A 13,876-nucleotide genomic window follows, 5' to 3' on the forward strand; every position below is an offset into this window, starting at 1 on the left:
CCTGGGCGCCGTGCGCCCCGGGGGCTTTTCTGCTAACGTGTCGCCTTTGTCTCTAAGGCGCACGTAGAACCAATGCAAAGCAGCTCATCGCCCGCCCACACCGCAAAACCCCACCCCTGGCTGGCGGCGCTTAATAACTACCGCGATTGGCGACTGCTGTATATTTTTTTACTGGGCTGCTCGTCGGGCTTTCCTTTTGTTTTGATTGGTTCGAACTTAAGTGGTTGGCTCACCGACAGTGGTATTGCCCGTGCTCAAGTCGGGCTTTTGTATTCTGTATTTGCGGTTTACGCGATTAACTTTTTGTGGGCCCCGCTGCTCGATCGGGTGCGTTTACTCGGTGTATGCCGTTGGCTGGGGCTAAGACGCGGTTGGATCTTTACCTTGCAGGCGATCATGTTGGGCGCCACGCTGCTCTTGGCGGGTTTAAATCCCGACAAGGATTTGCTGCTGTTGTCTTTGTTGGCCCTGCTGATTGCGACCTGTTCAGCCACCCACGATATCGCCATTGACGCCTATCGTATTGATATTATCGGTAAGGATGCCAACAAGGTTCCCGCCGCTTCGGCGGTAAGTATCGTGGGCTGGTGGACCGGTTACTCCCTGCCGGGATATTTGGCGTTTGCCAACGCCGACGCCATTGGCTGGGATGGGGTGTATTTGTGGATGGCCGCTATCTTGGCACTGCTTATGGTGTTCACCCTGGTGGTGCGCGAGCCAATATCCGATCGCCGCGCGTTGCAACAGGCAGCCGAGCTGCGTTACCAGGGTATGCTGGATGCGGGTAATAGCCCCTGGGCCAAGGCGGTTGTGTGGCTAACCGTCACGGTGGTGGAGCCTTTTGCCGAGTTTTTTCGCCGCAATGGCGTGCGCCTGGCCCTGTCGATATTGTTGTTTGTGTTTTTATTCAAAATCGGCGAAGCCTTTTTAGGGCGTATGTCGATTGTGTTTTACCGCGAGGTTGGCTACTCCAACGAACAGATTGCGCACTATTCCAAACTTGTGGGCTGGGGGTTGACCATTTTGTTTACCCTGGTGGGCAGCACCATTAATATTCGCTACGGCATTGTGCGCGGCTTATTTATTGGCGGCGTCGCTATGGCCGCGAGCAATTTAATGTTCGCCTGGATTGCGCTGGCCGGGCCCAAAGAGAGCCTGTTTTTGGCCGCTATCGTGGTGGATAATTTCTGCGCTGCCTTCTCTACAGTGGCCTTTGTGTCGCTGTTAACCTGGCTGACAGGGCGGGCCTTCTCCGGGGCGCAGTACGCGCTTTTGGCATCGCTGGGAAGTTTAGGGCGCACCACGCTCGCCTCGGGCAGTGGATTTTTGGTGGATGCGCTAAACGGTAATTGGGCGCTGTTTTTTGTCCTGACGGCGGTGATGGTGATACCGGGCTTGATCTTGCTGGTGGTCATCGGCAAAAAGCTTCGGGATTAGCGCGCAGGGTCATAAAGGTAGGTTTTTAAGTCGACGCGCTGAGCGCGCACCTCGACTCCTTCGGCTTTGAGGCGCTCGCATTGCTCAGCTCCCGAGCTATCGCTTGGCAGGCTTATACGGCCCGCTGCATTAATGACTCGGTGCCAGGGCAGGCGAGTGTTCGAAGGTAGTAGTTTAAGTTCACGGCCCACCCAGCGCGCCGCACCGGGTTTACCCGCCAGACGCGCCAGGTGTCCGTAGGTGATAACCCTGCCCGGCGGGATCATGGCCAGGGCGGTGTAAAGCGCTTGTTGAGATTCGTTTTCCGGCATGGATTGCTCTGACGGTTTACAGAGTAGGTATGATAAGTATACGAAATTTTCTATGGCTGTTTTTCGGTCTGTGGCTTTCTGGTGCTCAGGCAGGCGTCGTAGAGCTGTTTAACGGTGATCGCCTGGAGGGTGAGTTTGTGGGCCTTGAGGGCGATAAGCTGATTTGGGCCTCGGGTAATTTTGGCGAGGTTAAAATCGCGCGCAGCAAAATTAAAAATATGTCCACCACCATGCCCATGAAAATCAGCGGCAGCGACACCCCTTGTCTGCTCGATGGTATGAAGCAAGAGTATCTGTTCTACACCTGTGGTGGCGATCCGGATCAGCGCAGTGTGCCTTTGGCAACTCTGGAGATAATGCTGCCCTTTGAGAGCCATATCGAGGGCGCTTACACCCTGGGGGGGCGTTTTAGCCTATCGGGGTTTTACGCCGAAGGTAACGACGTGCGCCGGGATATTAAATCCAAGGCCACGGTCGAGTATCGCCGCAGTGAGTTTCGTCACAACGGCTTGTTAGAGTACGCCAGCTATTCCTCAGACAATGAGGCGCCGGACGAGATTTGGACGAGCCGTTATGTTGTCGACTGGTTTTTTCGTGAGCGCTGGTTCTGGAACAATGATATTGCCGTGGGAGCTGACGAATCGCGGGCGGTAGAGACTTATTCCACAATTGGTACTGGTACCGGTTATCAGTTTTGGGAGAGTTCAGAGCGGGCGTTATCGGTAACCGCGGGTCTGACTTACGTGAACGAACGCTATGAAACCCCCGAAGACCCAGAAGAAGATTTTGAAAAGGTAAACGAGCGTTTCGCGATTCGTCTGGGCACCAATTTTCGCTATCAGCTGCCTTTGGGGGTATCCTTCTTTCACGAAAACGAGTTTCTCCAGTCGCAGGAAGACAGCCGCGACTGGCGACTTATTACCAATACTGGGTTGAGTGCTCTGATTGCCGGGGAACTCTACTCTGAGCTTAAAGTCGATTACAACGTAGACAACGAGCCTCAGCCCGATAAAACCCGAGAAGACACCCGCGTGTTGGTGGGTGTCAGTTATGAGTGGTAGATCATGCCTATTCTTTTTTTGTTGTTTATTGTTATCCCCCTGATTGAAATCGCCCTGTTTGTGCAGGTGGGGGACGAAATCGGCGTGCTGCCCACGGTCGCCTTGGTGGTGATTACCGCCGCGGTGGGGGTGCTGTTAATTCGTTGGCAGGGGGTGGCGACCTTACTGCGCGCCCGCACCCGCATGGCCGAAGGGCAGCTGCCAGCCCGGGAAATGATTGAAGGTGTCATGCTGGCGGTGGCCGGTGCATTCTTGCTGACGCCGGGCTTTTTTACCGACACCTTGGGGTTTTTGTTGTTAATTCCGTTCAGTCGGCGCGCTTTAATTCATCTGCTGGGGGATAAAATTAAAGTCCAGGCTGCCGCTGGCAATGGACCCCGCGGGGGCTTCACTCCAGGCGACGACGAGCACACCTTTGAGGGTGAGTATCGCCGTACCGATGAGCCACGGCCGGAAAGGGACTCCTTGCCTAAAAAATGATCACTTAGGGCGTGTTCTCGGGGTGCTCGAGGTGTAAGCGCGCCTTTTTGAATTTTTTTTCGTTTCCGCTATTGAAATACTCCCGACTAGCCCCACCTCCTTTGCAAGCCGGTCGCCGCGTCGCGGCCACGAGAATTTTTGCTTTTTAAGGCTTGACCTTGAGGCAAAATCCCGGTCAACCGGGTTTTTAACAATAGTACTAAGCATATCAACCTGCTAGTTGGAGATCAGTATCCATGAATATTCGTCCTTTACACGATCGCGTTGTGGTTCGCCGCAAGGAAGAAGAGGAAAAAACCGCCGGTGGTATCGTTCTGCCGGGTTCGGCCAAGGAAAAGCCCAATCAGGGTGAAGTTATTGCCGTAGGCAATGGCCGTGTGCTGGATAACGGTGAAGTTCGCGCTGTAGATGTAAAAGTGGGTGACGTTGTGGTTTTCGGTAAGTTCGCCGGTAGTGACACCATCGAAATCGACGGTGAAGAGCTGGTGATCCTGAGCGAGACCGACATTAAGGCCGTGTTGTCTTAATCCCCCATTATCTGTGTTGTTGAACGAATTATTGGAAGGAATTGAATTATGTCTGCAAAAGAAGTGAAGTTTGGTGATAGCGCCCGTCAGCGTATGGCCAAAGGTGTCAACATTCTGGCTGATGCCGTAAAAGCGACCTTGGGTCCCAAGGGCCGCAATGTGGTATTGGAGAAATCTTTTGGTGCGCCTACCGTCACCAAAGACGGTGTGTCGGTCGCTAAAGAGATTACCCTGGAAGACAAGTTTGAAAACATGGGCGCCCAGATGGTGAAAGAGGTTGCCTCTAAAGCCTCTGACGACGCCGGTGACGGTACCACTACCGCGACTGTTCTGGCCCAGTCCATTGTTAACGAAGGTCTGAAATCAGTGGCCGCGGGTATGAACCCGATGGATCTGAAGCGCGGTATCGATAAAGCCGTGACCGCCGCCGTGGCTCACATTCAGTCTATTGCTCAGCCTTGCGATACCCCTAAAGCTATCGCTCAGGTGGGTACTATTTCGGCCAACAGTGATTCACACGTCGGTGACATCATTGCCGAAGCCATGGGCAAAGTCGGTAAAGAAGGCGTTATTACTGTAGAAGAGGGCACCAGCCTTGAGAATGAGCTGGACGTGGTTGAAGGTATGCAGTTTGACCGCGGTTACCTGTCGCCTTATTTCATCACCAACCAAGACAACATGATGGTCGAGCAGGACGATCCCTTTATCCTGCTGGTAGACAAAAAAATCTCTAACATCCGCGAGTTGCTGCCGACTCTGGAAGCCGTAGCCAAAGCTGGTAAGCCGCTGGTTATTGTTGCTGAAGACGTTGAGGGCGAAGCCCTGGCGACCTTGGTGGTCAACAACATGCGCGGCATCGTTAAAGTATCGGCTTGTAAGGCGCCTGGCTTCGGCGATCGTCGTAAAGCCATGCTGCAAGACATCGCGGTACTGACCGGTGGTACCGTAATCAGTGAAGAAGTGGGTCTGGATCTGGAGAGCATTACTCTTGAGCATCTGGGTACCGCTAAGCGCGTCACCATGAGTAAAGAAAACACCACCATCGTTGACGGTTCGGGCGATGCCGGTGAAATTGAGTCTCGCGTAGCGCAAATTCGCACTCAAATCGAAGAGACTTCTTCTGATTACGATCGCGAAAAACTGCAAGAGCGTGTGGCCAAGCTGGCCGGCGGTGTTGCGGTCATCAAGGTGGGTGCTGCCACCGAGATCGAAATGAAAGAGAAGAAAGCTCGCGTTGAAGATGCTCTGCACGCGACTCGAGCTGCGGTTGAAGAGGGTGTAGTGCCTGGCGGTGGTACCGCTCTGCTGCGCGCTGTTGCCGCGATTTTGGATCTCAAGGGTGACAACGAAGAGCAGGACGCCGGTATTGCCATCGCCCGTCGTGCGATGGAGTCGCCGCTGCGTCAAATTGTGACCAATGCTGGCGAAGAGGCCTCGGTGGTTGCCGATGTTGTTCGCAAAGGCGAAGGTAACTACGGCTTTAATGCCGCCACTGGCGAGTACGGCGATATGCTGGAAATGGGTATTTTGGACCCCGCTAAAGTGACTCGTACCGCGCTGCAAGCGGCGGGCTCTGTTGCTGGCCTGATGATTACCACCGAAGCCATGGTGGCCGATAAGCCTGAGGAAGGCGGCTCGGCACCGGCGCCTGATATGGGCGGCATGGGTGGTATGGGCGGCATGGGCGGCATGATGTAAGCCCACCCCCTCCACAAAGGCATCTGTTACGGCAGGTGCCTTTGTTTTATATTGGGGCTATACTGATGGCCCCGATATTGCTCCATTCTAAAAAGTATCAGTTGATAGCCACACTGATGACAAACCTTACAAAACCGGCCCCCGCCGGTGTATGATTTTCACCGTGTACTAAGGAGAATGATATGGCTTTTGAATTACCCGAACTGCCCTACGCGAAAGATGCTTTAGCACCGCACATTTCTGAAGAAACCCTGGAATTTCACTACGGTAAGCACCACAAGACTTATGTGGACAAGCTGAACGCCGCCGTACCGGGTACCGAATTTGAAGGTAAAAGCCTAGAAGAAGTGATCAAATCTTCTTCCGGGGGTGTGTTCAACAATGCCGCACAGGTTTGGAACCACACCTTCTACTGGAACTGCCTGAGCCCCAACGGAGGCGGTGAAGCAACTGGCGCCGTTGCTGCAGCCATCGATAGCGCTTTTGGTTCTTTTGACAAGTTCAAAGAAGAGTTTACCAACTCTGCGATTGGTAACTTCGGTTCTGGCTGGACTTGGTTGGTGAAAAAAGCCGACGGTTCCGTCGCGATTGTGAATACCTCTAACGCTGAAACTCCACTGACCGATGACTCGGTGACGCCGCTGTTGACTGTGGATGTATGGGAGCACGCCTACTACATTGACTACCGCAACGCGCGTCCTAAGTACATGGAAGCGTTCTGGGCGTTGCTGAACTGGGATTTTGTGAATCAGAACTTCGCCTAATCGCCAGCCGATGTCGCGAAAACGCCGGGTTTTGCCCGGCGTTTTTGTATCTGGCTTTGTGAGCACTCGGCTTCTTTTTTAATGGTAGACCTGTTATAACTTCTACCGTTAAAAAATAGGCTGTAATAGGTAGTTTATGGAACGTAAAGAACCGACTTTATCGGGTATTGTGCCCGAGCGGGATGATGACTCTCTGGATAAAGCACCGCCCCAGGCTGAGCGTCCGCAGACGTCTTCTAAAGGCGGCTCGTCCCGTCGTCAGACCCCTCCGCCGCCACCGCCGTCTGCTCCCTCCAGCAGTGGCCCCAGTTTTTTGGCGATATTTGCTCTGGTTCTGGCCATTGGTGCGCTGGGTTACGGAGGTTATCTAACGTGGAAATTTACCGAAGCGCAAAAAGAGCTGGTAGCCGCTCAGAATCAAATCACCAACCTGGAGGCGCGGCTTGATCTCAGCTCGCACCAATCCAGTGAAACCGTGGATGACATTCGCGATAAGTTGGACTGGGCTGATTCCGAAATTCGCAAACTCTGGGGTGTTTCGCACGATACCAACCGCAAGAAAATCACCGCCAACGAAGATGCCCTGGCGGCGCTGAAAAAGCAGGTGGCCGCCACCGAGAAAGATGCCGCCACGGCCCGGGCCAGCGCCAACAATATTAAAGCCGAGTTGGAAAAGCGCATCGCCGCCATGGACAAACAGCTGGCGTCATCCGCCGCCGAGCTGAAAAAATCCCAGCAGGCCCTGCAAAGTGTCGCCGCTAATGGCGAGCGGCTGCAGAGCCTGAGTATGGATATTCAGCGGGTGTCGCAGCAGTTGCCCGGGTTAAAAGATTTGGCATCGCGGGTGAAAACCAATGAAGATGCTATTGCAGCTATCGATGCCTACCGCCGCAACGTCAACCGAGATATTTTGCAGTTAAAACAACAGATTAACTCGGCCGGTTCGCCTGCAACCCCCTGATACGGGGGACAGGGCGTGCCGCCATGGTGTAAAATTCGCCGCAAAATCCAAATACCCAGAGATTTTGCTATGACCACCGTGATTAAAGAAGCCGAGTTTATCGAGAGCGTCGCCGACGCTCTTCAGTTTATTTCTTACTATCATCCCGTCGATTTTATTCAGGCTGTTAACCAGGCCTACGAGCGCGAAGCCAATCCCGCCGCCAAAGATGCCATGGCACAAATTCTGATCAATTCGCGCATGTGTGCTATGGGGCATCGTCCTATTTGTCAGGATACCGGCATTGTGACTGTGTTTGTCACCGTGGGTATGGATGTCCAGTGGGAAACCACCCAGAGCCTAACCGATATGGTGAACGAAGGCGTGCGCCGTGCCTACAATAATCCAGACAACGTTTTGCGCGCCTCTATTCTGGAAGATCCCGATGGTGCGCGTAAAAACACCGGCGACAATACCCCGGCGGTAATCCATTATAATATTGTGCCCGGCAACGAGGTTGATGTTCACGTGGCCGCCAAAGGCGGCGGCAGTGAGGCGAAAACCAAATTTGCCATGCTCAACCCGTCTGATTCGGTGGTGGACTGGGTGCTGGATATGGTGCCCAAAATGGGGGCAGGCTGGTGTCCACCGGGTATGCTGGGGATTGGTATTGGCGGTACCGCTGAAAAAGCCATGCTACTGGCGAAAGAAGCTCTGCTGGACCCTGTGGATATTCAAGATCTGCAGGCTAGGGGAGCCGATAACCGCAGCGAAGAATTGCGTCTGGAGCTGTATGACAAGGTCAACCGCTTAGGTATAGGCGCCCAGGGGCTGGGTGGTTTAACCACGGTGCTGGATGTAAAAGTAAAAGATTACCCTACTCACGCGGCCAACAAAGCCGTGGCGATTATTCCCAACTGCGCCGCCACTCGCCATGCGCACTTCACCTTAAAAGGCGAGGGCCCTGCGCTGCAAACCCCGCCGTCACTGGACGACTGGCCGGAAATCAGCTGGGAAGTGTCCGATACGGTGCGCCGCGTGAACTTGGATCAGGTGACGGCCGACGATGTAAAAAGCTGGCAGCCGGGGGATACGATCTTACTATCGGGCAAAATGCTTACCGGTCGCGACGCCGCCCATAAGAAAATGGTGGATATGCTCGCCAAAGGTGAAGAGCTGCCGGTCGACTTAACCGGTCGGTTTATCTACTACGTAGGCCCGGTGGATCCGGTACGTGACGAAGTGGTTGGCCCCGCAGGCCCCACTACGGCGACCCGTATGGATAAATTCACCCGAACTATGCTCGAGCAGACGGGTCTGTTGGGTATGATCGGTAAAGCTGAGCGCGGCCCTACCGCCATTGAGGCGATTCGCGATAATGAGTCGGTTTATCTGATGGCCGTGGGCGGTGCCGCCTATCTGGTGGCCCAGGCGATTAAATCCGCTAAGGTGTTGGGCTTTCCCGAGTTAGGCATGGAGGCGATTTACGAGTTTGACGTTAAAGATATGCCTGTTACCGTAGCGGTAGACAGCAAGGGCGAGTCGGTACACCAAACAGGCCCGCAAGAGTGGCGCGCCAAGATTGAAGAGGGCGTGGTCACTGTCAGCTAAACTTTAATCGGGCGGTTTGCCGCCCGTTTCGCTTGAGAAGGAGAGTAGGATATGTCAGCACTTCACGAGCAACAATGCGAGGCGTGCCGCGCCGACGCCCCCAAGCTAAGCGATGGCGAAATCCAAGAATTACTGCCCGATATTCCCGCGTGGGACGTGGTTACGCACGGCGGTATTCCGATACTAACGCGCCAATTTAGCTTTAAAAATTTCGCCGACGCCCTGACGTTTACCCAATCGGTAGGGAAGCTGGCCGAAGAGTATCAGCATCATCCGGCACTGACCACCGAGTGGGGCAAGGTTAAAGTCGAATGGTGGACGCACAAAATCAAAGGGCTGCATCGCAATGATTTTGTGATGGCAGCGAAAACCGATAAATTGTGACACTTTTATAACAATTTATAACGCAATGTGAGGGTGGTGCGCTGTTAATCTGCGTGGATTCTGATATCTTTGCGCCCGCTCTCAGCCGCTTGCGCTTCAGTAGCCGACGGGTTGAGCGCTGAGTCTTATCGCTTAAGTGAATAGGTTGTTGATGCGACAAGTTATCTTTCATTACCATCTTTTTAAAAATGCCGGTACCTCGCTTGATTCACAGTTAAAGAAGAATGTGAAGCGTGGCGAGTGGTTAACAGACGAGTTTCCAGGGCCTTTAAAACCAAACCGTGCGGGAGTTAAGCGGTGGTTGGAATCAGAGCCTCGGGCGCGGGTGTTTTCGTCCCATTCAGCCTACTTACCGGAACCCGATATTGCTGATGTTAAAGTTTTACCGGTTATTTTTATTCGCCACCCGATCGACCGCATTGCCTCTATTCACGCTTTTGAGAAAAAGCAGGGCACCGACAACTTTGGTTCCGTGTTGGCGCGTCACACCAATTTACAAGGTTATATCGAGAGCCGCCTGGCTCTGCCTAAAGATCGCTTGTGCCGAAACTTTCATTCCCAAAGGTTTGGATTTCGCTATGATCCTGAGGTTGGAACGGAACTATTTCGCGCCCAAAAAGCGGTCGCCGAACTGCCGTTTGTAGGGGTTGTAGATCGTTTTGAGGAATCCTTGGTCAGGCTTCAAGAGTGGTTGCGAGAGGAGGGCTTTCCTGGTATGAGGCTCGTAGCGGTGCGCAAGAATGTGTCGCGCGACCTGGATAGGTCTCTGGCGGAGCGGCTGGATGAGATTAAACGAGAGATCGGGAGCGATACTTATAAAAAATTGCTTAAGGCGAATGAAGAGGATTTGCAGTTGTATGAGCAGGCCAGTGCCAAGCTATAGACCCAGAGGTTGGTGAGTAAAACGCCCGGATAAATGACCGGGCGTTTTGTTATCTGGGTATGTAAAGTTAAACCAAGCGATACCGCTCGCTTAGGTCACTCGCGCCCGTAATAGGCTCCATCAAATTACGGATAATCCCATCCTGAATGCTGTAGCACCAGCCGTGCAGGGTCAGCTCCTGTCCGCGGGCCCAGGCGTTTTGCACGATGTTGGTGTGGGAAACATTGGCCACCTGTTGCATGACGTTAAGTTCGCACAGCCGTGCCAGGCGCTCCTCTTCATCGCTAATCGTCTCAAGCTCTTGCTGGTGGTTGTAGTAGACGTCGCGAATATTGCGAATCCAGTAGTCCACAATGCCCACTTGCTGGTTGTCCATCGAGGCTTTTACCCCGCCACAGCCATAGTGACCGGTCACCATGATGTGTTTGACTTTGAGCACTTCAACGGCAAACTGCATGACCGATAGGCAGTTGAGGTCGGTGTGGACCACCAGGTTGGCAACGTTGCGATGCACAAAAATGTCGCCGGGCATCAGGCCCACAATCTGGTTGGCCGGTACGCGGCTGTCAGAGCAGCCAATCCACAGGTATTCGGGGGTTTGTTGTTTGGACAGCTTTTCAAAAAACTCCGGGTCTTCGGCTTTGATTTTCTCGGCCCATTCGGCGTTTTGAGCAAATAGATGTTCTAGATTTGACATGGTTTTCTCCCGGCTGTTGACGTGGCGCAAGTATATTCAAACATGCCCCGATGGTACAGTAGGAGGCGATTAAGGAGGTCTATGTGGCACACGCAGGTTCATTTACGTTTTACTGGCACGATTACGAGACATGGGGTGAGGTTCCCTCTATTGACCGTCCCTCGCAGTTTGCCGGGGTGCGCACCGATGCCGATCTGAATGTGATCGGCGAGCCCTTAAACCTGTTTTGCCGCCCCCCGGAAGATCTTTTGCCCAAGCCTATGGCCTGTCTGGTGACCGGGGTCAGCCCGCAATTGGCTGCCGAAAAAGGCTTGCCCGAAGCCGAATTTATAGCCCGCATTGTGGCTGAGTTGGCAGCGCCCGGTACTTGCGGAGTAGGGTATAACTCCATCCGCTTCGATGATGAGGTCACCCGGTACAGCTTGTACCGCAACTTTTACGACCCCTACGAGCGCGAGTGGAAAAATGGTAACTCCCGCTGGGATTTAATCGATGTCGTCCGCATGGCCCGAGCCCTCCGACCCGAGGGTATCGAGTGGCCCAACTACGACGATGGTACCCCCTGTTTTAAGCTCGAGGCCCTGACCGCTGCCAACAACCTCGAGCACGGCGCGGCCCACGATGCGCTAAGCGATGTCTACGCTACGATCGCCCTGGCGCGCTTGCTTAAGCAGGCCCAGCCCAAACTCTATGACTATGGACTAAAGCTGCGCGATAAACGCTTTGTGTCCGGTCTTTTGGACGTTGACGGCTTTAAGCCGGTGTTGCACATCTCATCGCGGTTTTCATCGTCCCAGGGTAATGCCGCTTTGGTGGTGCCGCTCGCTTGGCACCCACAGAATAAAAACAGCGTGATCGCGTTTAATCTGAGCGCTGACCCCTCGCCCCTGTTCGAGCTTGCGCCCGAGGCAATGGCCGAACGCCTGTTTGTCTCCAATGAAGATTTACCCCAAGGGGTAGAGCGCCTGCCGCTTAAAGAGATCCACTTAAATAAAAGCCCGATGGTGCTGCCCGTTTCTATGCTGGACGATCAGACTGCAGAGCGCCTGGGAATTGATCGCGCGCAGTGCGAGGCGCATTGGAAGGTTTTCCACTCCCTAACGCCTCCCGAGGCGGCCAGCTTGCGTGCGAAGCTCGCTAAACTGTATCAACTAAGTCAGTTTGCATCCCGTACCGACCCGGATCAGCGTCTGTACAATGGCTTCTTTAGCGATCATGACCGCGGTCTGATGCGTCAGATCCGCGATGCATCGCCGGACGATTTGGCCCGTGGTTTCGAGTTTAGGGATGATCGGCTGCCCGAGCTGCTATTTCGCTACCGGGCACGCAACTTTCCCGAGACTCTAGCGCCGGCAGAAATGGCATTGTGGCGACAGTTTTGCCTTCGGCGTCTTACCCACGGCGAGGCGGGTGCATCTCTGCTTAAAGAGGACTTCGATCGGCAAATACAGGCCCACTTGCAAGACGGAGCTTTGACCGAGAAGCAGCGCGCGCTGATGCAGCAGTTACAAACCTGGGGTGAGCAATTACTGGAGCGGGCCAAAGGCGGCCCGTAAAGCTATCCACAGGCCCTGTTTCGAATTGTATATCTGGGTAATCTGGTAACATTTGCGGTGGGAATTGGCGGCATTTGCGGGTACAATTTCGCCGCACCTTTTCCGGTGCTCTACAATTGGTGAAAATCTATTCAAGTAGGAGCAGAGTATGTCGTCCATCAATAAAGTTGTGCTGGCTTATTCCGGCGGTCTGGACACGTCCGTGATCGTTAAATGGCTGCAGGAAACCTACAACTGTGAAGTGGTGACATTCACTGCCGACATCGGTCAAGGCGAAGAGGTAGCACCCGCCCGCGCCAAAGCCGAGGCGCTGGGGGTTAAAGAAATCTACATTGACGACTTGCGCGAGGAGTTCGTGCGCGATTTCGTCTTTCCCATGTTTCGCGCCAACACCATCTACGAGGGTGAATACCTGCTGGGTACCTCTATTGCCCGCCCTCTGATCTCTAAGCGTTTGATCGAGATCGCCAACGAAACCGGCGCCGATGCTATTGCCCACGGTGCTACCGGTAAGGGTAACGATCAGGTTCGTTTCGAGTTGGGCGCCTACGCCCTAAAACCCGGCATTCAGGTGATTGCCCCCTGGCGCGAGTGGGATTTGACTTCGCGCGAAACCCTGATGGCCTATTGTGAGAAACACGATATCCCGGTGGACTTTTCTTCCAAAAAGAAAAAGTCGCCTTACTCCATGGACGCCAACCTGCTGCATATCTCCTACGAAGGCGGTGTTCTGGAAGATCCCTGGACCGAAGCTGAAGAAGATATGTGGCGCTGGAGTGTCTCGCCCGAAGCGGCCCCGGACACCCCAACTTACATTGATTTGACCTTCGAGAAGGGCGATATTGTCGCCATCGACGGCGAGCGTATGAGCCCTGCCACTGTGCTGGAAAAACTCAACAAGCTGGGCGGCGACAATGGTATCGGTCGTCTGGATATCGTTGAGAACCGCTATGTGGGCATGAAATCTCGCGGCTGCTACGAAACCCCCGGCGGCACGATTATTCTGAAGGCGCACCGCGCGATCGAGTCCATTACCCTGGACCGCGAAGTGGCCCATTTAAAAGACAGCCTGATGCCCAAGTACGCCGAAGTGATTTATAACGGCTACTGGTGGAGCCCCGAGCGCAAAATGCTGCAAACCGCGATTGACGAAACCCAGGAGCCGGTTAACGGCGATGTGCGCTTAAAGCTGTACAAAGGTGCCGTTCATGTGGTGGGTCGTCGCTCTGCTGATAGCTTGTTCGACGAAAAAGTCGCCACTTTCGAAGACGATGCCGGCGCTTACGATCAAAAAGACGCTGAAGGCTTTATCAAGCTGAATGCGCTGCGTATGCGCATCGCCGCCAGCAAAGGTCGCAACCTGCTGTAAGCGCGAAAATCGGCTAAGCCTAGCCGACTGTGCTCTGAATTCCCGGCGCTGAGTATACGGCGCCGTACTTTGTACTATATTTGATGAGAATCAAATAATCCTCCCAGCCACCGGCCGATAATGTCGCGCTGGCTGGAGGCGCCACTTCTAATAACAAT

Annotated in this window: 14 protein-coding genes; 12 read left to right on the forward strand and 2 right to left on the reverse strand. The window is 53.9% G+C overall.

Annotated features, from left to right (window positions below):
• Nucleotides 1-72: 72 nt before the first annotated feature.
• On the forward strand, nucleotides 73-1,437 hold the full coding sequence (locus M6D89_RS00970; protein ID WP_253966160.1) for an AmpG family muropeptide MFS transporter: 1,365 nt from the start codon (nucleotides 73-75) through the stop codon (nucleotides 1,435-1,437).
• On the opposite strand, the gene M6D89_RS00975 is transcribed toward M6D89_RS00970, so the two are convergent.
• Complete coding sequence (locus M6D89_RS00975) at nucleotides 1,434-1,748, reverse strand: MGMT family protein (protein ID WP_253966161.1); 315 nt, start codon at nucleotides 1,746-1,748, stop codon at nucleotides 1,434-1,436. The genes M6D89_RS00970 and M6D89_RS00975 overlap by 4 nt on opposite strands.
• 29 nt (nucleotides 1,749-1,777) lie before the next feature.
• Here M6D89_RS00975 and M6D89_RS00980 point away from each other — a divergent pair, with 29 nt between their 5' ends.
• The 9 genes from M6D89_RS00980 (at nucleotide 1,778) to M6D89_RS01020 (ending at nucleotide 10,096) form a co-directional block, all read left to right on the forward strand.
• Nucleotides 1,778-2,809: a DUF481 domain-containing protein gene (locus tag M6D89_RS00980; RefSeq protein ID WP_253966162.1), complete on the forward strand. Its 1,032-nt coding sequence runs from the start codon at nucleotides 1,778-1,780 to the stop codon at nucleotides 2,807-2,809.
• A gap of 3 nt (nucleotides 2,810-2,812) precedes the next feature.
• Nucleotides 2,813-3,289: an FxsA family protein gene (locus M6D89_RS00985; RefSeq protein ID WP_253966163.1), complete on the forward strand. Its 477-nt coding sequence runs from the start codon at nucleotides 2,813-2,815 to the stop codon at nucleotides 3,287-3,289.
• A 236-nt stretch (nucleotides 3,290-3,525) separates the two neighbouring features.
• Nucleotides 3,526-3,816, forward strand: a complete 291-nt coding sequence (gene groES / locus M6D89_RS00990; protein ID WP_253966164.1) for a co-chaperone GroES — start codon at nucleotides 3,526-3,528, stop codon at nucleotides 3,814-3,816.
• A gap of 48 nt (nucleotides 3,817-3,864) precedes the next feature.
• On the forward strand, nucleotides 3,865-5,514 hold the full coding sequence (groL, locus tag M6D89_RS00995) for a chaperonin GroEL (protein ID WP_253966165.1): 1,650 nt from the start codon (nucleotides 3,865-3,867) through the stop codon (nucleotides 5,512-5,514).
• A gap of 182 nt (nucleotides 5,515-5,696) precedes the next feature.
• Nucleotides 5,697-6,278, forward strand: coding sequence for a superoxide dismutase [Fe] (sodB, locus tag M6D89_RS01000; RefSeq protein WP_253966166.1), 582 nt, complete (start codon nucleotides 5,697-5,699; stop codon nucleotides 6,276-6,278).
• 136 nt (nucleotides 6,279-6,414) lie between these two features.
• Entirely contained in the window at nucleotides 6,415-7,239 is an 825-nt protein-coding gene (locus M6D89_RS01005) for a hypothetical protein (protein ID WP_253966167.1), read from the forward strand.
• A 69-nt stretch (nucleotides 7,240-7,308) separates the two neighbouring features.
• Nucleotides 7,309-8,829: a fumarate hydratase gene (locus M6D89_RS01010; RefSeq protein ID WP_253966168.1), complete on the forward strand. Its 1,521-nt coding sequence runs from the start codon at nucleotides 7,309-7,311 to the stop codon at nucleotides 8,827-8,829.
• Nucleotides 8,830-8,880: 51 nt separating this feature from the next.
• On the forward strand, nucleotides 8,881-9,213 hold the full coding sequence (locus tag M6D89_RS01015) for a 4a-hydroxytetrahydrobiopterin dehydratase (RefSeq protein ID WP_253966169.1): 333 nt from the start codon (nucleotides 8,881-8,883) through the stop codon (nucleotides 9,211-9,213).
• A gap of 151 nt (nucleotides 9,214-9,364) precedes the next feature.
• Nucleotides 9,365-10,096 carry a hypothetical protein gene (locus M6D89_RS01020; RefSeq protein ID WP_253966170.1) on the forward strand — a complete coding sequence of 244 codons (732 nt, stop codon included), beginning with the start codon at nucleotides 9,365-9,367 and terminating at the stop codon, nucleotides 10,094-10,096.
• A gap of 67 nt (nucleotides 10,097-10,163) precedes the next feature.
• Here M6D89_RS01020 and can read toward each other — a convergent pair whose 3' ends face one another.
• On the reverse strand, nucleotides 10,164-10,793 hold the full coding sequence (gene can / locus M6D89_RS01025; protein WP_253966171.1) for a carbonate dehydratase: 630 nt from the start codon (nucleotides 10,791-10,793) through the stop codon (nucleotides 10,164-10,166).
• An 83-nt stretch (nucleotides 10,794-10,876) separates the two neighbouring features.
• Between can and sbcB the strand changes: the two genes are divergently transcribed.
• Entirely contained in the window at nucleotides 10,877-12,349 is a 1,473-nt protein-coding gene (gene sbcB, locus M6D89_RS01030; protein WP_253966172.1) for an exodeoxyribonuclease I, read from the forward strand.
• 148 nt (nucleotides 12,350-12,497) lie between these two features.
• Nucleotides 12,498-13,718, forward strand: a complete 1,221-nt coding sequence (locus M6D89_RS01035) for an argininosuccinate synthase (RefSeq protein WP_253966173.1) — start codon at nucleotides 12,498-12,500, stop codon at nucleotides 13,716-13,718.
• Nucleotides 13,719-13,876: the final 158 nt, after the last annotated feature.

The sequence above is a fragment of the Gilvimarinus xylanilyticus genome (assembly GCF_024195295.1).
In the GTDB taxonomy this organism is placed as follows: Bacteria; Pseudomonadota; Gammaproteobacteria; order Pseudomonadales; family Cellvibrionaceae; genus Gilvimarinus; species Gilvimarinus xylanilyticus.